Origin of the sequence: Actinophytocola sp. (assembly GCF_035762905.1) — a bacterium.
Taxonomy (GTDB): Bacteria; Actinomycetota; Actinomycetes; order Mycobacteriales; family Pseudonocardiaceae; genus DASYTH01.
Map to the genome: position 1 here is coordinate 1 of NZ_DASUCC010000062.1, position 25503 is coordinate 25503.

Consider the following 25503-nt stretch of genomic DNA (forward strand, 5'->3'; position numbering starts at 1 on the left):
GAACCGCGACCATCCGACAATCAAGGACGCCGGCCACTTCCTCCAGGAGGACGCCGGCGAACCCCTCGCCCGCCACATCGTCGACTTCATAGCGACCACCCCGACCCCGTAATACCCGCGCGGCACCCCGACTCATCGTCCTCACGGTTCAGCATCTCGCGGTGCCCGCCGTGCCATCGCCGCGGTTCTTCGTCCACGTATCCGGGTGCTGCGCAGTACCGCTGCTTGTCACCGTGACTCATCGCCCCACGGTTCAGGGCGCTTCGTAGTGCCCGCTGTGCCTTCGCGTTTGTTGTTGGTGTGCCCGGTGCACGCAGTGTCCCGGGTGCCACCGCGTCTCGTTGTTCGCACCTGCCAGGGCGTTTGGTAGGTCCGGTGTGCCATCGCGCATCGTCGAGTTGGCGTCATGCCGACTGACCGACTCGGCCGGGTTCCGTGCCAAGTCGGTCAGTTCGGCGAACGCTCGGCGTTCTCGTTCGGCGGGCGGTGAGCCGGAAGGGGTGCCGCTCAGCTCAGTTGCAGGGTGGCGACGCGGCCCTGTTCGCCCGAGGCCCAGCAGGCACCATCGTGCGCGCAGCCGACAGTGTCGAAGCTCCCGGCATCGAACTGGTGCCAGTGCCGTCCGGCGTCGAGGGTCAGGTCGCTGCCGGTCGGACCCACGGCGATCAGTACGGTCGGGAACCACGGGTGCCAGGTGACGCCGGAGCGGTAGCCCTGGGGGGCCGTCATCGGCTCCACCCAACTTCGGGCACCGTCCCGGGTAAAGGCGAGCGCGTCGACTCCGTTGGTGGGGTTGGCGAAATCGCCGCCGACCGCCACGCCGGTGTGCCGGTCCCGGAACGCCACGGCGAACACGCCCGCGCTCGGGCTGCTGGCCATCGGCGTGACGCTGCCCGTCCAGTGCAGCCCGCGATCGCGGGAGTGCAGCACCCGGGCCTGTGCTCCGCCACCGGTGGCGATCCACGCGTCCCGGCCGCCGGAGACCGTGATGCACTGGCCACTCGCCGCGAACGCGAACTCGCCCTCGAGCGCCGGCGGCATACCGTCGTTGGGCAGCACCGCCCAACTGGCCCCACCATCCGATGTGGACAGTACGCGGAACTTCCCACCGACCGGGTCGGACAGCGCCAGTCCGTGCCGGCGGTCGAAGAACGCCAGGCAGTCGTAGAAGGCGAGCGGTTCGGTGTTGCGGAACGTTTCCGTCCAGTGAGCGCCACCGTCGGTGGTGCGGTACACCCGGGATGCCTCGCCCTCGCCGATGCTGAGGATCACGGCCGTGTTCGCGTCGAATGCCTCGATGTCGCGGAACTGCAGATCGGTCACACCGGGCGGAGACACGTTCTGCCAGGTCCGGCCGCCGTCGGTGGTGCGCAGAACGGTGCCGGCGCTTCCGCTCGCCCACGCGATCCGCCGGCTGATCACCGACAGTCCGCGCAGCCGGGCAGTCACCCCGGTGGAGGTGAGCTGCCAGGTCAGGTCGTGAGCACTGGGGGCCATGGGCTGGGTCGTCGCACTCGCGGCGGTCGCCGGGAGCAGGCCGGTGGCCAGCGACGCCAGAGCGGCGATGATCAGGGCGCGCTTCATGTCTGCGAAACCTAGCCCAGTCGGTCACCGCTGCACAGGCCTCGTTACTGGCTGTGCCCGCCGCATCCGAGTCGGCGTCGTACCGTGAGCATCCGTCGGATCCGGGTCGGTCGACCGTGAGCATTCACCGGGTCCGGGTCCGGGTCGGGTCGGACCGTCAGCGCCGGTCGGATCCGGGTCGGCATCCAAGCGTCAGCATCGCCGCCGGCGACGACTGGCGCGGGCGGTCATCGACTCGGTCGAAGCTTCGGCATCACCTCCGTTCACCGGGGGACCAGCCCGGCGTCGTAGGCCAGTAGCCCGGCCTGGGTGCGGTTCTCACAGTGCAGCTTGTCCAGCATTCGTGACACATAGCCCTTCACGGTTGCCTCGGACAGGCACAGCCGCTTGGCGATCTGGGCGTTGGACTTGCCCTCGCCGAGGCACACGAGCACCTCCGTCTCCCGCTCGGTCAGCTCCCGCACCCTGGTGCGGGCCCGGTCCCGGGCGTCCTGCTCGCCGGCCTGGGCGGCGACCAGCCGCCGGGTGGCCGCCGCGGACAGGACGGTGTGGCCATCCGCCGCCACCCGCACCAGACTGATCAGATCCTCCGGGGGCGTGGACTTGAGCAGGAAGCCGCTCGCTCCGGCGCGCAACGCCCGGATGACATAGGAGTCCAGGTCGAAGGTGGTCAGCGCGACCACGGCCGGCCGTTTCGGCAGTCGTCCGATCCGTTCGATGGCGGCAAGGCCGTCCACGCCCGGCATGCGTAGATCCATGAGCACCACGTCCGGCAGGTGCCGGACGACCGACTCCACCGCGGCAGCACCGTCGTGCGCAGCGTCGAGCACCTCGATGTCCTCGGCCGAGGTGAGGATCGTGCGCAGGTGGGCGCAGACCATCGGCTCGTCGTCCACGACGAGCACTCGGATCGCCGTCCGGGGTTGCCGGCTCGGCGGAAGGGGGGCGGGCTGGCTCAAGTCGGTGCTTTCTCACGGGTCGGCACGAATGCCGGCAGGATGGCGTCGACCTCGAATCCGCCGTCGGTGCTCGGGCCGGCACGAAGGGTGCCGCCGATCAGTTCGACGCGCTGGCGCAGACCGAGCAGACCGCTGCCGGAGCCCGTGCTGGACAGTCCATTGTCGACAGTGTCGGTAGCCGGCGTGTTGTGGATGGCCAGCTGGACCCGGTCGCCTCCGTAACGGATCCGCACGGTCGCCGAGGCTCCCGGCGCATGCTTGCGGATGTTGGTGAGCGATTCCTGCACGATCCGATACGCCGTGCGGCCAACCGTTGGGGAGGTGCGCGCGGGGTTCCCCGACTCGGCGAGGTCGACGGAAATTCCCACGGCTCTCGATTCGGCGACCAATGTGGACAGATCCGGAACACGATCAACCTCCCCGTTCGTACCTACGGACCCGGGAACACCGGCCCCGCTCTCCCCGTTGCGCAGCACGCCAACCAGATCGCGTAACTCATTGAGCGCCTCACATCCCGCGACCCGGAGCGTCTCGGCCGCTTCCTTGGTTGGCTGGTCGGTCGCGGTGACGCCGAGCGCGCCGGCGTGCAACACCATCAGGCTCACCCGGTGGGTGACCACGTCGTGCATCTCCTCGGCGAGCCGCACCCGTTCTTCCGCCCGGGCCTGCTCGGCGAGTAGATGCTGTTCACGTTCTGCCCGGTCGGCCCGGTCGGTGAGCGCATGAACCAGCCGGCGGTTGGCCCCGATATAGAGGCCGAGCAGTGCGGGCACTGCCAACATCAGGACCCCGCCGCTGATCACGTCCGCCGAGGGCTCCCATGGCCGGCACACCACCGCCATCAGGCCGATGATGAGCGCCCAGCCGGCGTTGTTGTTGCGGTACAGCGCGACTGTATATATGGCGACCGGTGCAGCGAGCGGCAGCCACGGCTCGGCCTCGGCGAGGTCGAGTTGCCCCGGCGTCAGCTCCATGGCCAGCAACATGCCGACGGTGACGCCCGCGGTGATGCCGCCGACCACCAGCGGAATCCGCTTGCGCCACCCGAGCAGGAGGATGAGGCCGATGCTGGCGGCGAGTTCCACCACGGTGCCGACCCGGCCGGGTCTGTGGTCCAGCGGGATGATGACCGCGTACAGGACCAGCAGGACGCCGACCGGGAGCAGATAGAAGAAGGCTTCCCGGCGTGATCGCCACAGCGGCTCGTTCACGTCCGCCACGCTACCGACGCCGAGGGCGTGACCTCGGAGAATGCACCCATTCGTAGGTCGGGGACAGTACGAAAGTTGCATCCCCGGCGCCAGATCGATCACTTTGGTCGCTACCGCCTGCGCCCCCGGCCGGGCACCGTGGAAGCAGCACGCGGGAAGGACGCGAATGCCAGGACAGATCGAGACCGTGCGGCTGCGGCCGCCGGCCAACCGGGTGGAACGGAGGGCAGTGTGGTGGTGGATGACGCAGGACCTGCTCGGGGCGGTGATCCCCGCGGTGGCACTTGGCGTCCTCGCGGCCGTCATCGCGCCGGCCCGGTCCTGGCTGCAGTTCGCGCAGGTGATCGTCCTGGTGGTCGGCGTGGTGTACGCGGCGATCGTGCCGTTCTGGCGGTACCGGGTGCATCGCTGGGAGGTCACCGAGGACGCGGTGTACGCCAAGGCCGGATGGTTGTGGCAGGAATGGCGGGTGGCACCGATGTCCCGGATCCAGACGGTCGACACCGAACGCGGTCCGATCGAGCGTCTGTTTCGGCTCTCCAGCGTCACTGTCACCACGGCGTCCGCGGCCGGCCCGATCAAGATCGTGGGTCTGGACCACGAGTTGGCCGCCGAGCTGGTCCGGCGGCTGACGGAGACCACGCAGGCGGCCCCGGGAGATGCCACGTGAGTGAGGGTGCGAGCGAACCGATGGGCCACGGCGAGACCGGCGACGGGTGGCGTGCGCTGGACCGCCGAAGCCCGGCTGTGACCGCGATGTTGACGGCCGGGATCGCGCTGGGCAGTGCGGTGCCGGTGTTCGCCAGCGTCCGCGGTGACGACCGGCCGATCTGGCAGGCCCTGGCCGTGCTCGCGGTCGGTTTCCTGGTAGTGGTCGGTGTCGCCGCGGTCCTCGAGCGGTTGCGCTGGAAGCACACGCGGTACCGGATCACGGCCGAGCGCGTGGAACTGCGATTCTCCTGGATCGTGCATCGGCTGCGGTCGGTGCCGCGAGACCGCATCCGCACCGTCGATCTCACCGCTAACCCGCTGCTGCGGTTGTTCGGTGTGGTCAAGATGCAGATCGGCACCGGCCAGCAGGGCGGCCAGCACGGCCACCTGGTGTTGAACCCGCTCGACCGGCGGCAGGCCGAGTTGCTGCGGGTCGAGTTGCTGTCCCACGCCGGATCGCCGGTGGTCCCGGTGGCGCCACCGCCCGTTTCGCCGACCGGACCGACGCGGCAGACCGGGATCCACCCGGTTGACCAGTTCCGGGCCGCCCCGGCTCAGTCCGCCCCGGCCACGACGGGGACGGTCCCGGCGCGCCGAGAGGCGCAGTCCGGGCACGGGCCGCCGATCCGGACCATCGCCGGGCTGAACTGGTCCTGGATCCGGTACGCACCCGTCTCGGTGACCACGCCGATCCTCGGTGCCGCCGCCTTCGGCGGGCTCCTCCAGATTTCGGAATGGTTCGGTCTCCAGCGGACCATCCTCGGAGGGGCGGGGGATCTGCTGCGCGAGCTGCCGGTGTTCCCGCTGGTAGTCCTGCTGGTCGCGGTCGGGATCGTGGTGGGGGTGATCGGATCGCTCGCGCTGTTCGTCGAGTCGTGGTGGGGCTACCGGTTGACCTGGGAGCACGGTGTGTTCCGGGTGCGCAGAGGACTGTTGACCAGCCGATCGCTCACCTTGGACGAGCGCAGGCTGCGCGGAGTTGAGGTCGTCGAGCCGATCGGTGCCCGGCTCCTCAGGGCCGCCAAGGTGGACGCGGTGGCCACCGGACTGCGGGCCATGGGCCGGGACGAGCGGAGCGATCCCAAGATGCTGTTGCCGTTGGCCCCGCGCGCGCTGGCTCATCGGGTGGCGGCGGAGATCGTCGGTGAGGAGCAGTCGCCGACGGAGTCGGTGCGGCTGCACCGGCATCCGCCGGCGGCTCGGGGGCGTCGGCTGCGCTGGGCGGTGGGATCGGTTCTGTTGCCGGCCGCCGTGCTGGCACTGCTCGGCCTGCTGTTCACCGACGCGCTGCTGAATGTCGCCTGGATCGTGCTGGTGGTCCTGCTGCCGGTCGCGATCGCCCTCGGGCTAGACGCGTACCGCAACCTGGGCCACGGGATCACCGGGGAGTACCTGGTGACCAGGTACGGGGCGGCCAGCCGGCACACCGTCGCGCTGCGGCGAAGCGGTGTGATCGGCTGGACCATCACCAGCTCTCCGTTCCAACGCCGGGCCGGGTTGGTAACCCTGGCCGCGACCACGGCCGCGCAGCAGGGTGCCTACCTGATCCGCGACATCGGCACGAGTGACGGCCTGGCCTTCGCCGAGGAGGCGGTACCCGGACTGCTGACCCCGTTCCTAGAGCGTTCTTCCGAGGGACGCGATGCTCATCCGCCGTTACCGGATACCGCCACCTGAGCCGGATCCGCGTCCTGGATCCGCGCTCGCGCCCGCGCGGTCAGGTGGTGTCGATGGCCGGCCGGGTGCTCGGGCGCTCCAGGTACGTCTCGTCGGGCTTGCGGAAACCGAACTGCTCGTAGAGTCCGTGGGCGTCGGCGGTGTGCAGCATCTATCGGAAGCCGGCACCGGGTCCGTTGTCGATCATCTCGCGGACCAGTTCCTTGCCGATCCCGCGGCCACGCGCGTCGGACACCACGAACAGGTCGGCGAGATAGGCCAGCGCCACGCCATCGGACAGGGCACGGGCGAAACCGATCATCCGGCCGTCCTGGCCGTCGTAGGCCCCGACGACCCGCCACGAGCCGGCGAGTTGCCGGTCCAGGTCGACGCGGGTGCGCCAGCGGCCCCAGTAGGCCTGTGTCGACAGATAGGACCACACGGTGTCCACATCGATCCGGAGGGGATCGTCGTCAAGCACGAAGTCGGTTGCCACATCGGCAAATCTACTTGGGGACGACCGCCATGATGTCGACCTCGAGCAGCGCTTCGGGGTGGAACAGTCGGGAGACCTCGATCGTGGTGCTGGTCGGCGGGGTGCCGGTCAGGTACCTGCGGCGAACCGCGCCGTAGTCGGCGAGCAGGTTCATGTCCGTGAGGTAGGTGCGGACGTTGACCACATGCTCGAAGCCGGCACGGTGGGCGGCGAGCAGTGCCCCGATTGCCCCGAAGACGTGCTCGGACTGGGCCGTCATGTCGCCGCCGACGAATGACCCGTCGAAGTCGAGGGCGACCTGGCCGGAGAGCACGAGCAGGGTCACCTGGCCCAGGTCGATCTCCGCAATGTTCGAGTACCGGGCGGCCAGCGGGGCGGGCGCGGTCGGCGGGTTGTGAAAGGTGACGGTCATGGGGCCATACCTTGGATTGGAGGGTGGATTCGAGCGCGAGTGCCGAGGTGGCGACGGGGAGCGTCGCGGCGGATCCGACTAATTTGCGCAGGTGAGGTCGGTTGTCGTGAGCGGGCTGGTGCGTCGCGGGCCGGGCCGGTGTGGTGCCGGCGGGGCTGGCTAAGCCGCGGATCGGCTGGTTGTGTTGCGAACAGGCGGATTGAGTGCGGGTCGCTGTGCTGCCGGTGGGGCTGGTTGTATGCGGCTGCCGTTGTGGTGCTGGCGGGGCTGGTAGTGGTGCCGGTGGACCGATTGTGTCCCGGGCCGGTCGTTGTGGTGCCGGCGGAGCCGGTTGTGTTGCGAGTGGGCCGGTTGCGTTGCGGATGCGGGGCCCTGGAACGGGGATAACGCTAGGCTGTGGGCTGAGTATGCGACAAGTGAATGTCTTGCATGAGCCTCATGCTTCGTATGCATGGATGGGTGGGCTGGGTGGAGATTGTTTGGTTGCGGGTGTTTCGGGAGGTGGCTCGGCAGGGGTCGTTTACGGCGGCGGCGAATGCGTTGCGGTATACGCAGTCGGCGGTGTCGCGGCAGATTGCGGCGCTGGAGGGGGATACCGGTGTGGCGTTGTTCGACCGGGTGGCCCGGGGGGTGCGGCTGACGCATGAGGGGCGGTGCCTGCTCGAGCACGCGGAGGCGGTGCTCGGGCGGTTGGAGACGGCCCGCAAGGACCTTGTGGCGCTGCGCGACCTGGATGTGGGGCGGTTGCGGATCGGGGCGTTCGCGACCGCGGACGCCGCGCTGGTACCGCGGGCGATGGCGACGTTCCATGCCGAGCACCCGAACGTGACGCTGTCGCTGACCGAGTCGTTGACGTCGGTTCAGGTCGGACGGCTCCGGGACGGTGACCTCGACGTCGGTGTGCTCAGCGTGGCGCCCGGACGATCGTTGGACACCGACGGGCTCGACCTGACCCATCTGCTGGACGATCCGATCCTGGTGGCGATCCCGCGGGAGCACCGGCTGGCCCGGCGGCGCACGATCCGGTTGGCGGAGTTGGCCGACGAGCCGTGGATCGCCGGGTGGCAGAGCCCGGAGGACACGCTGATCGGCACCGCGCTGCCCACCGGGGTGCAGCCGGAGATCCGTTACGTGGTGCCGGGTTGGACGGCCAAGCTCGGACTGGTGGCCGCCGGCCTTGGGGTCACGCTGGTGCCGGGGTTGGCGGCGGGTGGGATCGCCAGGACGGACATTCTGATCAAATGGCTGAGCCCGCAGGACACCCCGGCCCGGGCCGTGTACGCGGCGGTTCCGGCGAAAGTCACCAGACCCCCTGCGGTGCAACGGTTTCTGCACATCCTCACGGACACCGTGTGCCGGCTCGGCGCGGAGTTGGCCGAGCGCTCACCCGGCCGGGGGCGCGTCGCGTTTGTGCAATACGCCAGGTGATGCGCGGTCTAGGGTCGCGATCATGGATATGCAACCGCTGATGGAGCAGGCGGCGCGGGTCAACCTCGAGGTCGCGCGCAATGTCAAGGTCGACCAACTGGCGCTGCCGACGCCGTGTGCCGGCTGGGATGTCCGCATGCTGGCCAACCACCTGACGTTCTGGTCGGCATTCCGGTCCGAAGTGGCCGCACGCAAGCAGCCGCCGCCCGAGGGGGACGAGAACAGCGTCGACTACGTCACCGACGACTGGGTCACGGTCTACGAGCGGCAGCTGAACCGGGCGGTGGCGGCTTGGGCGGAACCGGGGGCATGGGAGGGGATCACCGGGATGGCCGGCGGCCAGATGCCGGCACCGATGATCGGCCGGATGATCATCGGCGAGCTGGTGCTGCACGGGTGGGACCTGGCCCGGGCTACCGGCCAGGAGCTGGTCTGTCCGCCGGAACTGGCCGAGGTGATCTATGCCGGAGTCCAGGAGTTCACCGAGATGGGCCGCGAGTACAACATCTTCGGCGAGCCAGTGCCGGTGCGCGACGAAGCGCCGGTGTTGGATCGCGCGCTTGGGTTGAGTGGGCGTGATCCGGGTTGGGCGTCGTAGGTGACCTGGGGGTCTGGGCTGGTGCTTGACGATGCGTCGGTGCTGGGCCGGCGGGCTTGGGTTGAGTGGGCGTGAACCGGGTTGGGCGTCGTAGGTGACCTGCGGGCCTGTGCCGGTGCGCGACGATGCGTCGCTGCTGGGCCGGCGGGCTGGGGTTGAGTGGGCGTGAATCCGGGTTGGGCGTCGTAGGTGACCTGCAGGCCCGGGCTGGTGCTTGACGATGCGCCGGTGCTGGGCCGCCGGGCTTGGGTTGAGTGGGCGTGATTCGAGCTGGGCGTCGTAGGTCACCTGCGGGCCTGTGCCGGTGCGCGACGAAGCGTCGCTGCTGGGCCGGCGGGCTGGGGTTGAGTGGGCGTGAATCCGGGTTGGGCGTCGTAGGTGACCTGGGGCCTGGGCTGGTGCTTGACGATGCGTCGGTGCTGGGCCGGCGGGCTGGGGTTGAGGGGGCGTGAGTTGAACTGGTCGTCGTAGGCCATCCGTGAACCCTCTATTGTCGGCCTCTGTACTACCGAGTAGCGATGAGGCTGGAGGGGCGCGATGGCGGATATCGGCGCGCGGCTGGTTGACATCGTCGGCGCCGAGCATGTGCTCGCCGGCGAGCAGGTGTCCGAGGACTATGCGCATGATGAGGCGTTGACCGGGGAGCCCGTGCTGCCGGCGTTCGTCGTGCGGCCGGCGTCGGCGCAGGAGGTGGCGGCCGTGCTGGCAGCCGCCAACGAGACCGGCGTGCCGGTGACGGCCAGGGGCTCCGGGAGCGGGCTGGCCGGGGCGGCGGTGCCGCGGCCGGACGGAATCCTGGTGTCGTTCGAGCGGATGAACAAGGTTCTGGAGATCGACACCGAGAACCACGTGGCCGTCGTGCAGGCCGGCGTCACCCTGGCCGAGTTGGAGGAGCGGACGGCCGAGGCGGGCCTGGTCTATCCCGTCTACCCCGGCGAGCTGAGCTCGAGCCTCGGCGGGAACGTCGCCACCAACGCCGGGGGCATGCGCGCGGTCCGGTACGGCGTCACCCGGCACAACGTGCTGGGACTCGAGGCGGTGCTGCCGACCGGGGAGGTGATCCGGACCGGCGGCCGCTACGTCAAGGCCAGCACCGGCTACGACCTCACCCAGTTGATCATCGGGTCCGAGGGCACCCTGGCCCTGGTCACCGAGGCCGTGCTGAAGCTGCAGCCGCGCCAGCCGCATCAGGCCACGGTGCTGGCGCCGTTCGCCGACCTCGCCGCGGTGGCCCGGGCGGCGCCGAGGGTGGTCGGCAGCGGCATCGGCCCGCTGATCCTGGAGTTCATCGACGCGTTCACCATGGGCGCGATCACCTATACCGCCGACCTGCAGCTCGGCATCCCGGACCAGGTGCGGGACAGCTCGCAGGCCTACCTGGTGGTCATGCTCGAGAACCGGACCACCGAGCGGCTCGACGGCGACGTCGAGGCGGTCAGCCAGCTGCTGTCGGACCTGGGTGCCGCCGACGTCTACGTGCTGCCCGGCCCGTCCGCCCGCCGGCTGATCGAGGCCAGGGAGAAGGCGTTCTTCACCGCGAAGGCCGCGGGCGCCGACGACATCATCGACACCGTGCTGCCGCGGGCCGCGCTGCCCGAGTTCTTCGCCGCGGTGCTGTCCATCGCGCAGAGCAACCAGACGCTGATCGTGGGCTGCGGACACGCCGGCGACGGCAACGTGCACCTCGCGGTGTTCCAGAAGGACCCCGAGGTCCGCTACGCGGTGCTGCACGCGCTGTTGGCGGCCGGCGTCGCGCTCGGCGGGGCGATCTCCGGCGAGCACGGCGTCGGCCGGGAGAAGAAGCGACACTTCCTTGAGCTGGAGGATCCGGTCAAGGTGGCGCTGATGAGCCGGATAAAGCGGGCGTTCGACCCGAATGGCATTCTCAACCCCGGTGTCCTGTTCGACTGAGGAGCGGCGTGACGATGAACGGTGCGCAGGCCCTGATCCGCACGCTGGTGGACGGCGGTGTGGACGTGTGCTTCGCCAACCCTGGCACCTCCGAGATGCACTTCGTGGCCGCACTCGACGCGGTGCCGGAGATGCGCGGGGTGCTGGCCCTGTTCGAGGGTGGGGTGACCGGCGCGGCGGACGGCTATGGCCGGATGGCCGGCCGGCCGGCGGCCACGTTGCTGCACCTCGGCCCGGGCATGGCCAACGGCCTGGCGAACCTGCACAACGCCCGCCGGGCCCACACCCCGATGGTCAACGTGATCGGTGACCACGCCCGGTACCACAAGGGCTTCGACGCCCCGCTGGAGAGCGACATCGACGCGCTGAGCGGCTGGCTGCACGGCTGGACCCGCACGTCGAAGAGCCCGGGCGAGGTGGGCGCGGACGCGGCCGACGCGATCGCGGCGGCGCGCAGCGCCCCGGGCCAGGTGGCGAACCTGGTGCTCCCGGCCGACGTGTCCTGGTCGGACGGCGGCGTGGCCGCGGTCCCGGTGCCGCCTGCGCCGCCCGAGCCGGTCGGCGACGACCGGGTCCGGGAGATCGCCGAGGTGCTGCGATCCGGGGAGCCGGTGGCCGTGCTGCTCGGGCACGGCACCACCCGGGAGCGTGGCCTGCTTGCCGCCGGCCGGATCGCCGAGGCGACCACGGCGAAGCTGTTCATCGAGACGTTCCCGGCCCGGCTGGAGCGCGGCGCGGGACTGCCCCGGATCGACCGGCTCGGCTATCTGGCCGAGCAGGTGCAGTGGCAGTTGACCGACGTCCGGCACCTGATCCTGGTCGGGGCCAAGTCGCCGGTGTCGTTCTTCGCCTACCCGGGCAAGCCCAGCGAGCTGGTGCCGGACGGCTGCCAGGTGCACGTGCTGGCCGTGCTCGGCGAGGACACCGCTGGCGCGCTCGAGCACCTGGCCGACCTGGTCGCCGCCGACGCCAAGCCGGTGCTGCAGGACGCGGTCCGGCCCGGGTTGCCCACCGGTGACCTGACCCCGCAGAACTGGGTGGACGTGATCGGCGCGCTGCTGCCGGACGGGGCGATCGTGTCCGACGAGTCGAACACCTCGGGCCTGCTGCTCCCGGCGGCGACCGCCGGTGCGCCGCGGCACGACGTGCTGACCCTGACCGGCGGCGCGATCGGGCAGGGGTTGCCGGTCGCGGCCGGGGCGGCGCTGGCGTGCCCGGACCGGCCGGTGGTGTGCCTGCAGGCCGACGGCAGCGCGATGTACACGATCTCGGCGTTGTGGACGATGGCCCGGGAGGGCCTGGACGTCACGACGGTGGTGCTGAGCAACCGGTCCTACGCGATCCTGCGGATGGAGCTGCAGCGGGTGGGCGCGGAGGCGGCCGGTCCGAAGGCGGCCGAGCTGCTCGACATCGGCCGGCCGGATCTGGACTTCGTGTCGCTCGCCCGCGGGATGGGCGTGCCGGCCAGCCGGGCGCGGACCGCGGAGGAACTGGCCGACCAGTTCGGCAAGGCGCTGGCCGAGCCGGGCCCGCACCTCATCGAGGCGATGGTGCCGTCACTTTTCTGACTCTTCGGACCGGACGGCGGCGAGGATCTCGTCGCACAGCCGCAGGCAGTCGGCGCAGATCCGCACGCCCGGACCGGCGACCAGGGCGCCGGTCCGGGGCGGCGCCTTGCCGCAGAACGAGCAGTCCAGTTGGCTGTCCGCCGGCACCGGGTCCAGCCGGGTGCGGGAGGTCTGCACCGGGTCGGGACCGACCTCGTGCGCCAGCGCGACACACTGGTCGCAGATGTACACGCCGGGTCCGGCGACCAGCTTGCTGACCTTGTGCTTGGGCAGTCCGCAGAAGCTGCACGCGAGGATGGCGGTCGCCTTCTTGCGGGCCTTCCAGCCGCCGGTGCCGCCGGTGGCCTCGATGATCTGGTGCACCCGCTGGTGGCTGATCTCCAGCGCTTCGGCGACCTCCCGCATGGAGGCACCGGCGAAGTGCAGCCGGCGCACCGCGTGGTGGTAATCGGCCTTGGCCAGGTCGGCCGCTCGTACGGCGTCGGCCAGCCGGGCCCCGGACTCCCGGGCCTGCCGGAGCAGGCCTTCGTCGATCACCATACCGTCTAGCCTAGCTAGACGATGTGAGATTCGTCTAGGGGTGCTAGACGATCAGAACGGCGGTACCACGCCGCGGATCCAGCCGATCACGCCGGCGTGCGCGACCGGCGCGGTGCGGTGCTGGCTGAGCATGTGTCCGCTGCCGGCGACGATCAAAGTGGCGAATCGGGATGCGTTGGGAAAATACGGCCGTTCCAGCGCGGCGATTTCCGTGGCGACGCACTTGATGCCGTCGGCACCGTCGCAGACGAGATTGTCGTGGTCACCCAGAGCCACGAGAACGGGTACCCGGATATTGCGGGTCGGCGACTGCGCCGGCGGCACCAGGACCAGGCCGAGAGCGGTCTCGATCTCCGGTCCGGTCACCGTGTCCTTGAGCAACTCGTCCTGGGCGATAACCGCCGGGTCGGCATTCGCTTGATGGTAGAACAATGACGCCCGGGAGCCGGGAACCGTGGTCAGATATCCCGGGTCCGGACCGGGCACGGGCGCGGTGTTCGCGATGATGAGGTTGAGCCAGGATTGTTTGATGAAATGAATGCTTCCGGTCATGGCGTAGGCGTCGATATCGGAGAACCGGCCGCCGTAGTCGTAGCCGACCACCGCGCCGAGGCTGTGCCCGACCCACACCACCCGGCGAAACGCCTGGCCGCCGATCTGGCCAGAGCGAAGCTTGGTCACCACGTCGTGCAGGGCGGTCGCGGCCGCGCCCATCGTGACCACGGCGCTGGACGGCTTGTCGGAACCCCCGTGTCCGATCCGGTCCACGGCGAACGTGGCATAGCCCGCGGTCACCGCGTCGCGCACGTAGGAGTAGGTGTCCGGCTGCTGCGGCCAGTCCCAGACCGACTGGTTGTAGGTCCCGCCGTGCACCAGGAGTTGGACCGTGGTCGGGAGGAGTAGTCCGGGCCGGCACAGGGTCCCGGTCAGGTTCAGGCTTTCCGGCACCCCCGGCACGGTCACCTTGGTGGACACCCGCTGGCAGACCATGACCGGGGGACGGCCGGTATCCGAACTCGCCGGACCTGCGGAAATGACCGACATCGAGCCGATCAGCATGCAGCCGAACAATGCACGGACCAGCGGGCGCCTTTTCATTTATGTGACCCCCAGTTATGGGACTATTGAGTTGATTGGTCCTGAAATGGCGCGCCGGATGCTACATGATCAGGGTTGCGGGCGTCCAGAAGGTTCGGCCTCCTCCGTGGCCTCCGTGGCCTTCGCACTCGATTCCCGCACTTCCATGACGTCGGAGAACCATTCGCCGAGCTCTTTGGCGATCTCCACGACGGCGGTCTGAACGATCGTGGCGATCTTTCCGAGATGTTCGGCGGCCGACTCGGTTACCGCCTGCAGCGTGTCCCTGGTGGGCTCGGATTCGTTGGCCATGGTCCGACGCTACCGGCAACTGGCAACTTAAGGGTCACCCGCAGATCGGCGAGTCTTGTAGACCGTACGTTCGTCTTGGTGGAGCATATAGTGGTGTGTGGGGTCAAAGGGGATCCATGGAGGTCTGCTGTGACACAGGTAGGCGTGCCCAGGGAGTCGTCTCGCGGTGAGCGAAGAGTCGCGCTCGTGCCCAGGGTGGTCGAGCGGCTGACCGATCTGGGCCTGGACGTGATAATCGAACGCGGCGCCGGAACCGGCGCGCTGATCCCCGACTCGGCCTTCGAGAACGCCGGTGCACAGTTCGGCGACCCGTGGCAGGCCGACGTGGTGGTCAAGGTGGCGCCACCGAGCGCCGAAGAGATCGGGCGGTTGCACGAGGGTGCCGTGTTGATCGGCTTCCTCAGCCCGCTCGCCCATCCGGACGTCGTGGCCTCGCTGACCGAGGCCGGGGTCACCGGCTTCGCCATGGAGGCGGTGCCGCGCATCTCCCGGGCCCAGTCGATGGACGCGCTGTCCTCGCAGGCCAACGTGGCCGGCTACCGGGCCGCGCTGCTGGCCGCCGAGGAACTGGCCCGGTTCGTGCCGATGCTGACCACGGCCGCCGGCACCGTGCCGCCGGCCAAGGCACTGGTGCTCGGTGCCGGCGTCGCCGGCCTGCAGGCACTCGCCACGCTGCGCCGGCTCGGCGCCCACACCACCGGTTACGACGTGCGGCCGGAGGTGGCCGAGCAGGTCCGCTCGGTCGGCGCGCGCTGGCTGTCGCTCGGCATCGAGGCGGCCGGATCCGGCGGCTACGCCCGGGAGCTCACCGAGGCCGAACGGGCCGAGCAGCAGGATCTGCTGTCCAAGTCGATCACCGGGTTCGACATCGTGATCACCACCGCGCAGGTCCCGGGTCGCCGGGCGCCGACGCTGGTGACCGCGGACGCCGTGCGCGGCATGCGGCCGGGCAGCGTGGTGGTCGACCTGGCCGGCGAGTCGGGCGGCAACTGCGAGCTGACCGTGCCCGGCCAGACCGTCGTGGTGGACGGGGTCACCATCGCCGCGCCGCTCAACCTGCCGGCCGACATGCCCGAGCACGCCAGCGAGCTGTACGCGCGCAACGTGCTTTCCCTGCTCGAGCTGCTGGTCGACGCGGACGGTGCGCTCGCTCCGGACTTCGACGACCAGGTCGTCGCCGGCTCCTGCGCGACCGGGCGGGTGGGCTAGATGCTGGTCCAGAACCTGGCGGTGCTGGTGCTCGCCGGCTTCGTCGGCTACCTGGTGATCTCCAAGGTGCCCAACACGTTGCACACCCCGCTGATGTCCGGGACCAACGCCATCCACGGGATCGTGCTGCTCGGCGGGCTGATCGTGCTCGGCCTCGGGGTCGACGGGGTGCTCAACAAGATCCTGCTGGTGGTCGCGATCGCGTTCGGCACGATCAACGTGGTCGGCGGGTTCCTGGTCACCGACCGGATGCTGACCATGTTCAAGTCCAAACCGGACAGTGCCGGCACGGCGGCCGGCGGCACGTCGAACGGGACCGGACGATGAGCGAGCCTGCGAGCGAATCATGAGCTGGCTGCACGACCCCGCGCTGATCCAGTCGCTGTACATCGTCGCCTTCAGCCTGTTCATCTACGGCCTGATGGGGCTGACCGGGCCGAAGACCGCGGTGCGCGGCAACCTGATCGCGGCCGCCGGCATGGCCGTCGCGGTCGGCGCCACGCTGCTCACCCCCGGAATGGGCAACTGGTGGCTGATCCTGCTCGGCGTCGCGATCGGCACCGCGGTGGGCATCCCGGCGGCGCGCCGGGTCAAGATGACCGCGATGCCGCAGATGGTCGCGCTGTTCAACGGTGTCGGCGGCGGCGCGGTCGCGCTGATCGCGTGGGTGGAGTTCCGGCAGACCCACGGGTTCGCCGACGAGCCGGTCTATGTCGCGGTCGCCTCGCTGTTCTCCGCCGTGGTCGGCTCGGTGTCGTTCTGGGGTTCGAACATCGCCTTCGGCAAGCTGCAGGAGATCCTGCCCGGCCGGCCGATCGGCATCGGCCGGCTGCAGCAGCCGCTGAACCTGATGCTGCTCGTGGTCGCGGTCGGCTGCGCGGTGGCCATCGTCGCCGGCGGCAGCTCCGAGCTGCTCATGATCGGCTTGCTGCTGGCCTCCGCCGTGCTCGGCGTGACCGTGGTGCTGCCGATCGGCGGCGCGGACATGCCGGTGGTGATCTCGCTGCTCAACGCGTTCACCGGGCTGTCCGCCGCGGCCATGGGACTGGCGCTGGACAACACCGCGCTGATCGTGGCCGGCATGATCGTCGGTGCGTCCGGCTCGATCCTGACCAACCTGATGGCCAAGGCGATGAACCGGTCCATCCCGGCGATCGTGGCCGGCGGGTTCGGTGGTACCGGCGGCCCGATGGCGGTGGACGCGGGGGACCGGTCGGTGCGGCGGACCAGCGCGGCCGACGCGGCGATCCAGATGGCCTTCGCCAAGCAGGTGATCGTGGTGCCCGGATACGGCATGGCGGTCGCCCAGGCCCAGCACGCGGTCGCCGAGATGGCCGAGCTGCTCGAGGCCAAGGGGGTCAGCGTGCTCTACGCGATCCACCCGGTGGCCGGCCGGATGCCCGGGCACATGAACGTGCTGCTGGCCGAGGCCGACGTCCCGTTCGAGCACCAGCGCGAGATGGACGACGTCAACGGCGAGTTCCCCCGCACCGACGTGGCCCTGGTGATCGGCGCGAACGACGTCACCAACCCGGCGGCCCGAACCGACCCGGCCTCGCCGATCTACGGGATGCCGATCCTCAACGTGGACGCCAGCAAGTCGGTGATCGTGCTGAAGCGGTCGATGAACCCGGGGTTCGCCGGTGTGGACAACGCGCTCTACTTCGACCCCAAGACCAGCATGCTGTTCGGCGACGCCAAGGCATCGGTGTCCGAGCTGACCGCCGAGCTCAAGGCGCTCTAAGCCGGCGGAATGAACCCGGGCAGCAGCCATTCCGGCGTGTCCTCGGTGCTCTCGGCGTCCTCCGGGCAGCAGTCCGGGCAGGGCGCCTCGACCACGGCGTCCGCGCTCTCGAACGCCGCCCGCACCCGGCGGTAGACCGTGCCGTCGCCGGGGATGATCATGGCGCGGACCTCGAACCGGTGCGTGTCGACCTGCTCGACCACCTCGCGCATGGACCGGCAGCCATGGCAGACGGTGCGCAACCCACCCCACCCGTCTGCCTCGGACATGGCCACGAGAGTAAGGCCAGGGCATGCTTAACGCATGAGTAGCTTAGAGCGGCTCGACGTCCGACCCGAGCACGGCCTGCTCGGTCCGAACTCGGTCACCTGGCAACTGCACGGCGACCCGGCCATGTGGGTGGCCGGAATCCGCAGCCTGTACCTGCAGGCCCTGCATCCACGGGCGGTCGCGGCCGTGGTGCAGAACTCCGACTTTCAGACCGACCCGCTCGGCCGGTTGATCCGGACCGCGGACTTCGTCGGGGTGTCCACCTACGGCACCCGGGACGAGGTGGAGCGGGCCGCGGCCCGGGTGCGCCGGGTACACCGGGCGCTGCGGGCCCGGGACCAGGACACCGGCGAGACGTTCCGGATCGACGAGCCGGACCTGCTGCTCTGGGTGCACTGCGCCGAGGTGGCGTCGTTCCTGTCCGTGGTGGTCCGGTCCGGGTTTCCGCTGAAGCGGGCGCACGCCGACCGCTACTTCGACGAGCAGCGGACCTCGGCCGCGCTGGTCGGCCTGGACCCGGCCGGGGTGCCCGGCTCGGTGGCGGAGATGTCCGAGTACTTCCACGCCGTGCGGCCGTCCCTGCGCCGCACCGCGGACACCGACACGATCTACGACTTCCTGCACCGCCCGCCGCTGTCCGGGCTGCTCGGCCTGGGGGTGCGAGTGTACGAACCGGTGATCGGGCACCTGGCCTACTCGCTGCTGCCGCGCTGGGCGCTGCGGCAGTACGGCCGCCGGGCCTACCCCGCCCCGGCGGCGACGGTGGCGCTGCGGGCGGTTCGCCGGGCCGCGCTGTCCATTCCCGGCGGAGTTCGGATAGGGCGTCGGGAGCCGCACCCGGTCACGGCCGCGCGCCGGCTCGGTGCCTGGTCCATGCCGTCCCCGAAGCGGCTTCCGGCGGTGTGATGTCAGTTACCGTGCGCGGCTTGAAAACGGGTGAACAGATCTTGCGAAATACGGCCCCGCTCGGCTACCGCCTCGCCCTGGCTGCGCGCCCATTCCCGAATCGCCTGGGTATCCGGCTTTCCGTTGGTTTTCCCGCTGGCCCGCTTCGACCTGCGGCTGTCGGTACGCCGCGCGTGCCCGACGTACTCCGCCAGGGTGTCGCGCAACCGGTTGGCATTGTCGGCCGACAGGTCGATGGTGAATTCCACGCCGTCCAGGGCGAAGGCCACCGTCTCGTCCGCCTCGCCACCGTCGAGATCGTCGACCAACTCGACAACGGTTTTCTGCGCCACCATTCCTCCCAGTGCTGAGATTGCAATTGGTCAGCCGGAGGATAACGGTTCACCCGGCCACGATCGATCAGGCCTGCCGGTGTGGCGGAACAACGACCACCGATGGAGGTACCCGTGCCCGATCCGGATCGGCGACCGGTTGACCCGGACGTCGACCTGCACGTACCCGAGCAGCGGGTCGAGCTGGCCGCGGCGCCCGGCGCCGTGCTGGCGGTGATCTCGGCCGGCGGGGCGCTCGGCGCGCTGGCCCGGTACGGGGTGGGCCTGGCCGTGCCCACCGTGCCCGGCCGGTTCCCGCTCGGCACGTTCCTGGTCAACGTGACCGGTTGCCTCCTGATCGGGGTGCTGATGGTCCTGATCACCGAACTCCGCCGGGCGCACCGGCTGGTCCGGCCGTTCCTGGGGGTCGGAGTGCTCGGCGGGTTCACGACGTTCTCGACCTACGCCGAGGAGGTCCGCGGGCTGCTGCGTCCGGAGTCGATCGGAACCGGACTCGGCTACCTCGCCGGCACGGTGCTCGCCGCGCTGGCCGCGGTCTGGGCCGGCAGCGGGGTGACCAGGTTGGTCGCCTCGTGACCGCACTGCTGGTGATGCTCGGCGGTGCGGTCGGGGCGCCGCTGCGCTATCTGGTCGACCGGTTCGTCCAGCTGCGGCACGACTCGCTGTTCCCGTGGGGCACCTGCACGGTGAACATCGCCGGGTGCGCGCTGCTCGGTGGGTTGGCCGGGGCCGGGACCGCGCTGCCCGGTCCGGTGTTCGCGCTGCTCGGCACCGGGCTGTGCGGCGCGCTGACCACCTACAGCACGTTCGGCTACGAGACCGTGCGGCTGGCGCAGCGGCAGGCCCGGTTCCTGGCCGCCGCCAACGTGGCGGTGAGCGTGGTCGCCGGGGTCGGGGCGGTGGTACTCGGCCACGCGATCACCGGGGCTCTGACCGGCTGAGCGAGGTCAGCCGGGACACCAGCTCGACCGGCACCCGCTTGGGGTCGTGCCGCCGGTAGACCCTGATCAGCATCTCGGCGAACCGCTCCCGCTCCTCCGGGCTGAGCACGCCGAGCAGGATGTCGTTGAGCTTGCGCATGCTGGTCAGCCGGCCGTCCAGGGCCAGGACGCCCGCCTCGGTGATCGTGACCAGGTAGCGGCGCCGGTCCCGGTCGTCGCGCTTGCGCCGGACCAGGCCGCGCTCCTCAAGGTCGTCCAGCACCGAGACCAGGTCGCTCGCGTCGATCCGTAACCGGCGGCTGATGTCCTTCTGCGCGGCCGGACCGAACTCGTCGACCGTGGCCAGCACGGTCACGTGCGGCATCCGCAGGTCGTCCTCGTGCACCAGGCCGCCGATCCGGCGCGCCTCCCGGGCCAACTGGATCAGCACGAAGCTGGGAAACTGCAGCAGCGGTTCGGGCAGGAAGAACTCGTCCTCCCGCTCCGATTCAGGCATACCGCCCATTCTAAGGAGCGCGGAGCGTGACATCCCCGGTCGACCTGTCCCGGTTCCCCCGGGTCGCGCTGGGCAACTGGCCGACCCCGCTCGAGGAGTGCCGCCGGCTGACCGAGGCGCTCGGCGGTCCGCGGATCCTGGTCAAGCGGGACGACGTGAACGGGCTCGGGGTCGGCGGGAACAAGCTGCGCAAACTGGAGTTCCTGCTGGGTGCCGCGCTCGCCGACGGCGCGGACACGGTGGTCACGTTCGGCGGGGTGCAGACCAACCACGGCCGGCAGACCGCGGCGGCCTGCGCGCGGCTGGGACTGCACTGCGAGCTGGTGCTGACCCGGTCGGTGCCGAGGGGCGGCGACGCCTACGAGCGGTCCGGCAACGTCGCGCTCGATCTGCTGTACGGGGCGCGGGTGCACCTGTGCGACGACGAGCAGGCGACGGCGGCGACCTACCGGCAGGTGGTCGAGTCGGCGACGGCCCGGGGGCGGACGGTGGCCACGCTTCCGGTCGGCGGGTCCAACGGGGTCGGCGTGCTCGGCTACGTTGCCGCCGCCGTGGAGCTGCGCGATCAGCTCGGATCGGTGGCGGTGGACCGGATCGTCTGCCCGGCCGGCAGCTCGGGCACGGTCGCCGGGCTGGCGCTCGGCACGGCGTTGCTCGGCTGGCCGGTGCGCATCGACGCGGCGGCCGTGTCGCCACCGGCCGACGGCAAACCGGCGGACATCCGCCGGCTGGTGCACGAGGCGGCCGCGCTGCTCCGGGTGCCGCCGCCGGAACTGGACCAGGTCCGGGTGACCGACCGCGCGCTCGGCCCGGGCTACGGCGTCCCGACCGAGCAGGTGTGGGAGGCGATCCGGCTGTTCGGCCGCACCGAGGGCATCACGCTCGACCCGGTCTACACCGGCAAGGCCGGCGCTGCGCTGATCGACGCCGTGCACACCCGGGAGCTGGGCCGCGACGAGACCGTGCTGTTCCTGCACACCGGCGGCCTACCCGGCCTGTTCGGCTACGCCCCCGAGTTGATCGCCGCCACCCACCCATGACCAGCGTCCGTCCCGTGGATCATCCAGGGGCCGGGAGTTGTAGGGCTTTGGTGGCGAGGTCCCTGAGTGCGGGGTTTTCCGGGGTGGACTGCTGGTCGATCCAGACCGCCTGGACGAGCCGGACGCTGTTGCCCTCGCGGCCGCTGGCGTAGGCGGCGGACTCGAAGAGGGGTTTGGCCCCGTCGGGCCAGGCGGTACCTTCCACGGACTGATCGGTGACGGCGCCGCTGCCGGGGCGGTCGGCGACCGTGCGGAGCTCGGTGGCCGATGCGGGATCGGTGAACCGGAGCACGGCGACCAGCACCGCCGCCCGCTGCTGGTCCACTGTGGACTCGAAGCGCTGCCGGATCAGCTCGCTGCATCGGCCGTTGCGCAGCCAGGCCTGCAGGTCGCCGTAGGCGTGGCTGGCGCAGTCGGCGGTGCGGGAGTCGCCCTTGGGCTGGAACGCCACGCCGCCGATGGTGATGCCGGTCGGGGGAGTGCCGGCGGGCTGGCCGCGGTTGGCCGGGGCGGCGGTCTCGGAGTCGGAGCCCGCGGAGGAGGTCACCGCGAGGACCACGCCGGTGATCATGAGCAGGGCCACCAGGATCGCGGCGCCGACCGGCAGCCAGCGCAGCGGGTGCGGCGAGCGCGCGCCGGGGCGAAGCGGGGCGGTGGGCCGCCGGCCGGCCGGCGGTGCGGGGTCGCGGACCCGGGGGATCAGGGTGGTGGTGGCGACGTTGAGGGTCGGGAACGCGGCGTTGACGAACCCCTCGGCGATCAGGTCGGCCGGATCGACGGTGGTGTCCGGGCTGAGCGCCGAGATCACCCGCTGTGCCCCGTCGACCGTGCAGGTTCCCGAGTACACGGCCAGTTCCCGGGTGGCGCCGAGCAGCGTCATCGGCTCCGGGTGCAGGATGCGCACGCCGCGCAGCAGGTCCGAGGTCGGCTGAACCACCTGGGACACATAGGGTCCGACCGCGATCACGGTGCCGACCGGCAGCTGCTCCGCCCGGGCCCGCTCCAGCCGCGCGGAGATCGCCTCGGCCGCCTCGAGCGCCTCGGCCCCCGGGTTGACCATGCCGTCGCCGCGGACCAGCGGCCAGCCGTCGGTCTTCCACTGCCCGGACAGCGGCGCGTCCAGGCGCACCGCCGGATCCGGCAGGTCGATGCCGACCACCACCAGGATGCCGCGCGGTACAACCACGATCGCCTCGACCGGTCGCGGACAGCCGGGTGGCTGGCATCCGGTCAGCGCGATCCCGCCGACCACGGCGTCGCCGCGCCCCCAGGACGCCAGTGCCGCACGCACGTCCACACCGACCTCGGATGCCCCATCGCCGAGTCGGACCAGCCGCACCTCGAACCTCCCAGCCGCGTTGGGTCAACGTTAGCCCGGCACCGGGCCGCGCGCCCCGTGGATCGGTCAATCCGACGCGGGATCGGGATCCGGATCACTCGTCCGGGAGGATCATGTGGCCAAAGCGCCGGATCACAGGGCACAATAGACTTCGGGTGGCCGGCTGCCGCCGTGATCGCGAGGACGTAGGGGAAGACGATCCTCGTCGAGCAGCGGAGGTCAGCAGTGAGCACCCGTGGCGTGGTATACGTCCACTCGTCGCCTTCTGCGGTATGTCCGCACGTCGAGTGGGCTATTTCGGGCACCCTGGGGACCCGTGCCGATCTACAGTGGACGGCCCAGCCGGCCGCTCCAGGACAACTGCGCGCCCAGTGCTGCTGGACCGCCGATCCCGGCACCGCGGGCAAACTGGCCGCCGCGCTCAAGGCCTGGCCGATGATCCGGTTCGAGGTCACCGAGGAGCCCAGCCCCGGCGTCGACGGGGAGCGGTTCTGCTTCGCGCCCACGCTCGGCCTGTGGCGGGCGCGGACCAGCGCCAACGGGGACATCGTGGTCGCCGAGGACCGGCTGCGCGCGCTGGCCGCCGCGAGCCGGGCCGGCGAGTCGTTCGCGCACGCCGTCGACGAGTTGCTCGGGGCCTCCTGGGACGCGGCGCTCGAGCCGTATCGCCGGGCCGGCGACGGGGCGCCGGTCACCTGGTTGCACCGGGTCGGGTAGGGCGTGCGACGCTGGCCGCATGTCCGCCAAGCCGCGCTGGGTGCTGCCCGTGGTGCTGATCGCGATGATCGCCACGGTCTCGGTGGGCATCGTCGCGCGGCAGCTCTACTTCGAGCCTGAGCCGCTCCCGCCGGCCGCGGTGCTGCCGAGCGAGTCCGAGATCCCGGACAGCGCGCAGCCGGGCGACCCGACCGTCGCGCCGGTCGAGGACGCCGCCCAGCACCCGCTCTACCCGGAGGTGCGGGCGACCCTGCAGACCTACTTCGACGCGATCAACGCCAAGGACTACGACCGGTGGCGCCGGGCGGTCACCCGGCGGTTCGCCGCCGAGTACGGCCGGGACCAGTGGCGCGACGACTACCGCAGCACCCGGGACGGATCCATCGTGGTCTGGCGGATCGAGACCGGCCTGCCCGGCACCGCCCGGGTGCTGATCAGCTTCACCAGCACGCAGGATCCTCGGGACGGCACGCACGAGCTGCCCGACGCGGACTGCGTGCGATGGCGGCTGGTGTACGCGTTCCTCTACGAGGACGACGTGTGGCGGCTGGACAAGGGGCTGCTCGGCAGCACCCTGACCGAAGCCTGCTGAGCTACAGCGGGATGTTGCCGTGCGCGCCGCGACCGGCCGGCGCGGCGGCCAGGGCCTCGGCGAGCTTGCGCCGGGTGTGCCGGGGCTCGATCACCTCGTCGACCACCCCGATGGCCATCGCCCGGTCGACCCCGCCGGCGATCCGCTCGTGCTCGTCGGTGAGCCGGGCGTGCAGCGCCTCGCGGTCCTCCTCCGGGGCGGCGGCGAGCCGCTTGCGGTGCAGGATGCCGACCGCGGCCTTGGCGCCCATCACCGCCACCTCGGCCTCCGGCCAGGCGAACACCGCGGTGGCGCCGAGCGAGCGCGAGTTCATCGCGATGTAGGCGCCGCCGTAGGCCTTGCGGGTCACCAGGGTCACCCGCGGCACCACGGCCTCGGCGAAGGCGTGCAACAGTTTCGCGCCGCGGCGCACCACGCCCTCCCACTCCTGGCCGACCCCAGGCAGGTAGCCGGGCACGTCCACCACCACGAGCAGCGGAACGCCGAACGAGTCGCACATCCGCACGAACCGGGCGGCCTTCTCGGCGGACAGCGAGTCCAGGCAGCCGCCCTTGCGCAGCGGGTTGTTGGCGATCACGCCGACCGTGCGGCCGCCCAGCCGGCCGAGCCCGACCACCACGTTCGGCGCCCAGCGCGCCTGCAACTCCTCGAACATCGACGAACCGTCCTGGTCGTGGTCGAGGATGCCGCGCAGCAGCGGCTTGACGTCGTAGGCCCGGTTGGCCGCCGCCGGCAGCAGCACCCGCAGGTTCTCCTCGGCGCGCACGGCGTGCAGGTCGAACAGGCCGGGCCGGGCGAACAGCGAGGTGATCCGCCGGGCCCGCCGGTAGGCGTCCGGCTCGTCGTGCGCCAGCACGTGCACCACGCCGGAGCGCCGGCCGTGCGCCTCGGCCCCGCCGAGCCCCTCCTGGTCGATCTGCTCGCCGGTGACGCTGCGCACCACGTCCGGACCGGTGACGAACACCCGGCCCTCCGGCGACATGATCACCACGTCGGTCAGCGCCGGGCCGTAGGCCGCGCCGCCGGCCGCCGGGCCGACCACCACCGAGATCTGCGGGATCCGGCCGGACGCCCGGATCATCGCGGCGAACACCGAGCCGACCGCGTCCAGCGACTCGACGCCCTCGGCCAGCCGCGCCCCGCCGCAGTGCCACACGCCGAGCACCGGGCAGCGCTCGCGCACCGCCGTGTCGATCGCCTCGACGATGTGCCGGCACCCCTCGGTGCCCATCGCCCCGCCCATCTTGGTGGCGTCGGTGCAGTAGGCGATCACCTTGGTGCCGTCGATCCGCCCGCGCACGGCGTACACGCCGGACGAGTCCGCCGGGCGCAGCGGGGCCATCGAGCCGGCGTCCAGCAGCGCGGCGAGCCGGACCTCGGGTTCCCGGGGATCGAGCTGGCGGGCTCCGGGCCGGGTGGCCACTGCGGTCATCGGGCGCTCCTCCTTGGAGACG

General features: G+C 70.9%; 27 protein-coding genes and 1 pseudogene. 15 read left to right on the plus strand and 13 right to left on the minus strand.

Features of this window, described 5'->3' with window-relative positions; translation table 11 throughout:
• Positions 1 to 507 precede the first annotated feature (507 nt).
• The 3 genes from VFV67_RS11985 to VFV67_RS11995 form a co-directional block, all read right to left on the minus strand.
• Complete coding sequence (locus VFV67_RS11985) at positions 508 to 1584, minus strand: oxidoreductase (RefSeq protein WP_326469625.1); 1077 nt, start codon at positions 1582 to 1584, stop codon at positions 508 to 510.
• A gap of 263 nt (positions 1585 to 1847) precedes the next feature.
• Entirely contained in the window at positions 1848 to 2495 is a 648-nt protein-coding gene (locus VFV67_RS11990; RefSeq protein ID WP_326469688.1) for a response regulator transcription factor, read from the minus strand.
• Between the two features lie 44 nt (positions 2496 to 2539).
• Entirely contained in the window at positions 2540 to 3964 is a 1425-nt protein-coding gene (locus VFV67_RS11995) for a sensor histidine kinase (protein WP_326469627.1), read from the minus strand.
• On the opposite strand from VFV67_RS11995, the gene VFV67_RS12000 reads away from it, so the two are divergent.
• Both VFV67_RS12000 and VFV67_RS12005 read left to right on the plus strand, forming a co-directional pair.
• Complete coding sequence (locus VFV67_RS12000) at positions 3921 to 4424, plus strand: PH domain-containing protein (protein ID WP_414636232.1); 504 nt, start codon at positions 3921 to 3923, stop codon at positions 4422 to 4424. The two genes, VFV67_RS11995 and VFV67_RS12000, sit on opposite strands and share 44 nt — an antisense overlap.
• Positions 4421 to 6142, plus strand: a complete 1722-nt coding sequence (locus VFV67_RS12005) for a PH domain-containing protein (RefSeq protein ID WP_326469630.1) — start codon at positions 4421 to 4423, stop codon at positions 6140 to 6142. Before VFV67_RS12000 ends, VFV67_RS12005 begins: the two co-directional genes overlap by 4 nt.
• A gap of 40 nt (positions 6143 to 6182) precedes the next feature.
• Here VFV67_RS12005 and VFV67_RS12010 read toward each other — a convergent pair.
• Together VFV67_RS12010 and VFV67_RS12015 are read right to left on the minus strand one after the other, a co-directional pair.
• A pseudogene (locus tag VFV67_RS12010) lies at positions 6183 to 6617 on the minus strand (GNAT family N-acetyltransferase).
• Positions 6618 to 6627: 10 nt separating this feature from the next.
• A complete protein-coding gene (locus tag VFV67_RS12015) occupies positions 6628 to 7029 on the minus strand; it encodes a RidA family protein (protein ID WP_326469631.1) in 402 nt (133 codons plus the stop codon).
• Between the two features lie 447 nt (positions 7030 to 7476).
• On the opposite strand from VFV67_RS12015, the gene VFV67_RS12020 reads away from it, so the two are divergent.
• The 4 genes from VFV67_RS12020 (at position 7477) to VFV67_RS12035 (ending at position 12534) form a co-directional block, all read left to right on the plus strand.
• A complete protein-coding gene (locus tag VFV67_RS12020) occupies positions 7477 to 8457 on the plus strand; it encodes a LysR family transcriptional regulator (protein WP_326469632.1) in 981 nt (326 codons plus the stop codon).
• A gap of 22 nt (positions 8458 to 8479) precedes the next feature.
• Positions 8480 to 9055, plus strand: a complete 576-nt coding sequence (locus VFV67_RS12025; protein WP_326469633.1) for a TIGR03086 family metal-binding protein — start codon at positions 8480 to 8482, stop codon at positions 9053 to 9055.
• 537 nt (positions 9056 to 9592) lie between these two features.
• Positions 9593 to 10966, plus strand: a complete 1374-nt coding sequence (locus VFV67_RS12030) for an FAD-binding oxidoreductase (protein WP_326469635.1) — start codon at positions 9593 to 9595, stop codon at positions 10964 to 10966.
• 14 nt (positions 10967 to 10980) lie between these two features.
• Positions 10981 to 12534: an acetolactate synthase large subunit gene (locus tag VFV67_RS12035; protein WP_326469637.1), complete on the plus strand. Its 1554-nt coding sequence runs from the start codon at positions 10981 to 10983 to the stop codon at positions 12532 to 12534.
• Here VFV67_RS12035 and VFV67_RS12040 read toward each other — a convergent pair.
• From VFV67_RS12040 to VFV67_RS12050, 3 genes are all read right to left on the minus strand, one after another.
• Positions 12523 to 13074, minus strand: a complete 552-nt coding sequence (locus tag VFV67_RS12040; protein WP_326469638.1) for a ClpX C4-type zinc finger protein — start codon at positions 13072 to 13074, stop codon at positions 12523 to 12525. The genes VFV67_RS12035 and VFV67_RS12040 overlap by 12 nt on opposite strands.
• A 51-nt stretch (positions 13075 to 13125) precedes the next feature.
• Positions 13126 to 14049 (minus strand): alpha/beta hydrolase, encoded by a 924-nt coding sequence (locus tag VFV67_RS12045; RefSeq protein WP_326469639.1) that lies wholly within the window; start codon positions 14047 to 14049, stop codon positions 13126 to 13128.
• A 192-nt stretch (positions 14050 to 14241) separates the two neighbouring features.
• The gene (locus VFV67_RS12050; protein ID WP_326469641.1) at positions 14242 to 14463 is read right to left on the minus strand and encodes a hypothetical protein; all 222 of its coding nucleotides are present in this window, start codon (positions 14461 to 14463) and stop codon (positions 14242 to 14244) included.
• A gap of 93 nt (positions 14464 to 14556) precedes the next feature.
• Here VFV67_RS12050 and VFV67_RS12055 point away from each other — a divergent pair, with 93 nt between their 5' ends.
• Genes VFV67_RS12055 through VFV67_RS12065 form a run of 3 tightly spaced genes read left to right on the plus strand, consistent with a single transcriptional unit; the run spans position 14557 to position 17416 of the window.
• Positions 14557 to 15672, plus strand: a complete 1116-nt coding sequence (locus tag VFV67_RS12055; protein ID WP_326469643.1) for a Re/Si-specific NAD(P)(+) transhydrogenase subunit alpha — start codon at positions 14557 to 14559, stop codon at positions 15670 to 15672.
• On the plus strand, positions 15673 to 15999 hold the full coding sequence (locus VFV67_RS12060) for an NAD(P) transhydrogenase subunit alpha (protein ID WP_326469645.1): 327 nt from the start codon (positions 15673 to 15675) through the stop codon (positions 15997 to 15999).
• 19 nt (positions 16000 to 16018) lie between these two features.
• Positions 16019 to 17416, plus strand: a complete 1398-nt coding sequence (locus tag VFV67_RS12065) for an NAD(P)(+) transhydrogenase (Re/Si-specific) subunit beta (RefSeq protein WP_326469646.1) — start codon at positions 16019 to 16021, stop codon at positions 17414 to 17416.
• Here VFV67_RS12065 and VFV67_RS12070 read toward each other — a convergent pair.
• On the minus strand, positions 17413 to 17685 hold the full coding sequence (locus tag VFV67_RS12070) for a hypothetical protein (protein ID WP_326469648.1): 273 nt from the start codon (positions 17683 to 17685) through the stop codon (positions 17413 to 17415). The genes VFV67_RS12065 and VFV67_RS12070 overlap by 4 nt on opposite strands.
• Before the next feature lie 34 nt (positions 17686 to 17719).
• Here VFV67_RS12070 and VFV67_RS12075 point away from each other — a divergent pair, with 34 nt between their 5' ends.
• Positions 17720 to 18592 carry an oxygenase MpaB family protein gene (locus tag VFV67_RS12075; RefSeq protein WP_326469649.1) on the plus strand — a complete coding sequence of 291 codons (873 nt, stop codon included), beginning with the start codon at positions 17720 to 17722 and terminating at the stop codon, positions 18590 to 18592.
• Positions 18593 to 18594: 2 nt separating this feature from the next.
• On the opposite strand, the gene VFV67_RS12080 is transcribed toward VFV67_RS12075, so the two are convergent.
• Positions 18595 to 18924: an Lsr2 family protein gene (locus VFV67_RS12080; RefSeq protein WP_326469650.1), complete on the minus strand. Its 330-nt coding sequence runs from the start codon at positions 18922 to 18924 to the stop codon at positions 18595 to 18597.
• Positions 18925 to 19038: 114 nt separating this feature from the next.
• On the opposite strand from VFV67_RS12080, the gene crcB reads away from it, so the two are divergent.
• The gene (gene crcB / locus VFV67_RS12085) at positions 19039 to 19500 is read left to right on the plus strand and encodes a fluoride efflux transporter CrcB (RefSeq protein ID WP_326469651.1); all 462 of its coding nucleotides are present in this window, start codon (positions 19039 to 19041) and stop codon (positions 19498 to 19500) included.
• Positions 19497 to 19865 (plus strand): fluoride efflux transporter FluC, encoded by a 369-nt coding sequence (locus VFV67_RS12090; protein ID WP_326469653.1) that lies wholly within the window; start codon positions 19497 to 19499, stop codon positions 19863 to 19865. The genes crcB and VFV67_RS12090 overlap by 4 nt, the downstream gene beginning before the upstream one ends.
• Here VFV67_RS12090 and VFV67_RS12095 read toward each other — a convergent pair.
• Positions 19843 to 20361, minus strand: a complete 519-nt coding sequence (locus tag VFV67_RS12095) for a MarR family winged helix-turn-helix transcriptional regulator (RefSeq protein WP_326469655.1) — start codon at positions 20359 to 20361, stop codon at positions 19843 to 19845. The genes VFV67_RS12090 and VFV67_RS12095 overlap by 23 nt on opposite strands.
• A gap of 26 nt (positions 20362 to 20387) precedes the next feature.
• Here VFV67_RS12095 and VFV67_RS12100 point away from each other — a divergent pair, with 26 nt between their 5' ends.
• Positions 20388 to 21401: a D-cysteine desulfhydrase family protein gene (locus VFV67_RS12100; protein WP_326469656.1), complete on the plus strand. Its 1014-nt coding sequence runs from the start codon at positions 20388 to 20390 to the stop codon at positions 21399 to 21401.
• Positions 21402 to 21420: 19 nt separating this feature from the next.
• Here the strand turns inward: VFV67_RS12100 and VFV67_RS12105 are convergent, their stop codons facing one another.
• Positions 21421 to 22740 (minus strand): hypothetical protein, encoded by a 1320-nt coding sequence (locus tag VFV67_RS12105; protein ID WP_326469658.1) that lies wholly within the window; start codon positions 22738 to 22740, stop codon positions 21421 to 21423.
• 225 nt (positions 22741 to 22965) lie between these two features.
• Here VFV67_RS12105 and VFV67_RS12110 point away from each other — a divergent pair, with 225 nt between their 5' ends.
• Together VFV67_RS12110 and VFV67_RS12115 are read left to right on the plus strand one after the other, a co-directional pair.
• A complete protein-coding gene (locus VFV67_RS12110) occupies positions 22966 to 23457 on the plus strand; it encodes a DUF3145 domain-containing protein (RefSeq protein WP_326469659.1) in 492 nt (163 codons plus the stop codon).
• Between the two features lie 19 nt (positions 23458 to 23476).
• Entirely contained in the window at positions 23477 to 24049 is a 573-nt protein-coding gene (locus VFV67_RS12115) for a hypothetical protein (RefSeq protein ID WP_326469660.1), read from the plus strand.
• A gap of 1 nt (position 24050) precedes the next feature.
• Here the strand turns inward: VFV67_RS12115 and VFV67_RS12120 are convergent, their stop codons facing one another.
• Positions 24051 to 25481, minus strand: a complete 1431-nt coding sequence (locus tag VFV67_RS12120) for an acyl-CoA carboxylase subunit beta (RefSeq protein WP_326469661.1) — start codon at positions 25479 to 25481, stop codon at positions 24051 to 24053.
• Positions 25482 to 25503: the final 22 nt, after the last annotated feature.

Bases quoted from the DNA above. Each gene is read 5' to 3' on its own strand.
- VFV67_RS12120 (WP_326469661.1), bottom strand. From the start codon at position 25,481: ATGACCGCAGTGGCCACCCGGCCCGGAGCCCGCCAGCTCGATCCCCGG.
- VFV67_RS12070 (WP_326469648.1), bottom strand. From the start codon at position 17,685: ATGTCCGAGGCAGACGGGTGGGGTGGGTTGCGCACCGTCTGCCATGGC.
- VFV67_RS12000 (WP_414636232.1), top strand. From the start codon at position 3,921: ATGCCAGGACAGATCGAGACCGTGCGGCTGCGGCCGCCGGCCAACCGG.
- VFV67_RS12020 (WP_326469632.1), top strand. From the start codon at position 7,477: ATGCATGGATGGGTGGGCTGGGTGGAGATTGTTTGGTTGCGGGTGTTT.
- VFV67_RS12075 (WP_326469649.1), top strand. From the start codon at position 17,720: ATGAGTAGCTTAGAGCGGCTCGACGTCCGACCCGAGCACGGCCTGCTC.
- VFV67_RS12035 (WP_326469637.1), top strand. From the start codon at position 10,981: ATGAACGGTGCGCAGGCCCTGATCCGCACGCTGGTGGACGGCGGTGTG.
- VFV67_RS12095 (WP_326469655.1), bottom strand. From the start codon at position 20,361: ATGCCTGAATCGGAGCGGGAGGACGAGTTCTTCCTGCCCGAACCGCTG.
- VFV67_RS12030 (WP_326469635.1), top strand. From the start codon at position 9,593: ATGGCGGATATCGGCGCGCGGCTGGTTGACATCGTCGGCGCCGAGCAT.
- VFV67_RS12060 (WP_326469645.1), top strand. From the start codon at position 15,673: ATGCTGGTCCAGAACCTGGCGGTGCTGGTGCTCGCCGGCTTCGTCGGC.
- VFV67_RS12025 (WP_326469633.1), top strand. From the start codon at position 8,480: ATGGATATGCAACCGCTGATGGAGCAGGCGGCGCGGGTCAACCTCGAG.
- VFV67_RS12115 (WP_326469660.1), top strand. From the start codon at position 23,477: ATGTCCGCCAAGCCGCGCTGGGTGCTGCCCGTGGTGCTGATCGCGATG.
- VFV67_RS11985 (WP_326469625.1), bottom strand. From the start codon at position 1,584: ATGAAGCGCGCCCTGATCATCGCCGCTCTGGCGTCGCTGGCCACCGGC.
- VFV67_RS12065 (WP_326469646.1), top strand. From the start codon at position 16,019: ATGAGCTGGCTGCACGACCCCGCGCTGATCCAGTCGCTGTACATCGTC.
- VFV67_RS12050 (WP_326469641.1), bottom strand. From the start codon at position 14,463: ATGGCCAACGAATCCGAGCCCACCAGGGACACGCTGCAGGCGGTAACC.
- VFV67_RS12015 (WP_326469631.1), bottom strand. From the start codon at position 7,029: ATGACCGTCACCTTTCACAACCCGCCGACCGCGCCCGCCCCGCTGGCC.
- VFV67_RS12040 (WP_326469638.1), bottom strand. From the start codon at position 13,074: ATGGTGATCGACGAAGGCCTGCTCCGGCAGGCCCGGGAGTCCGGGGCC.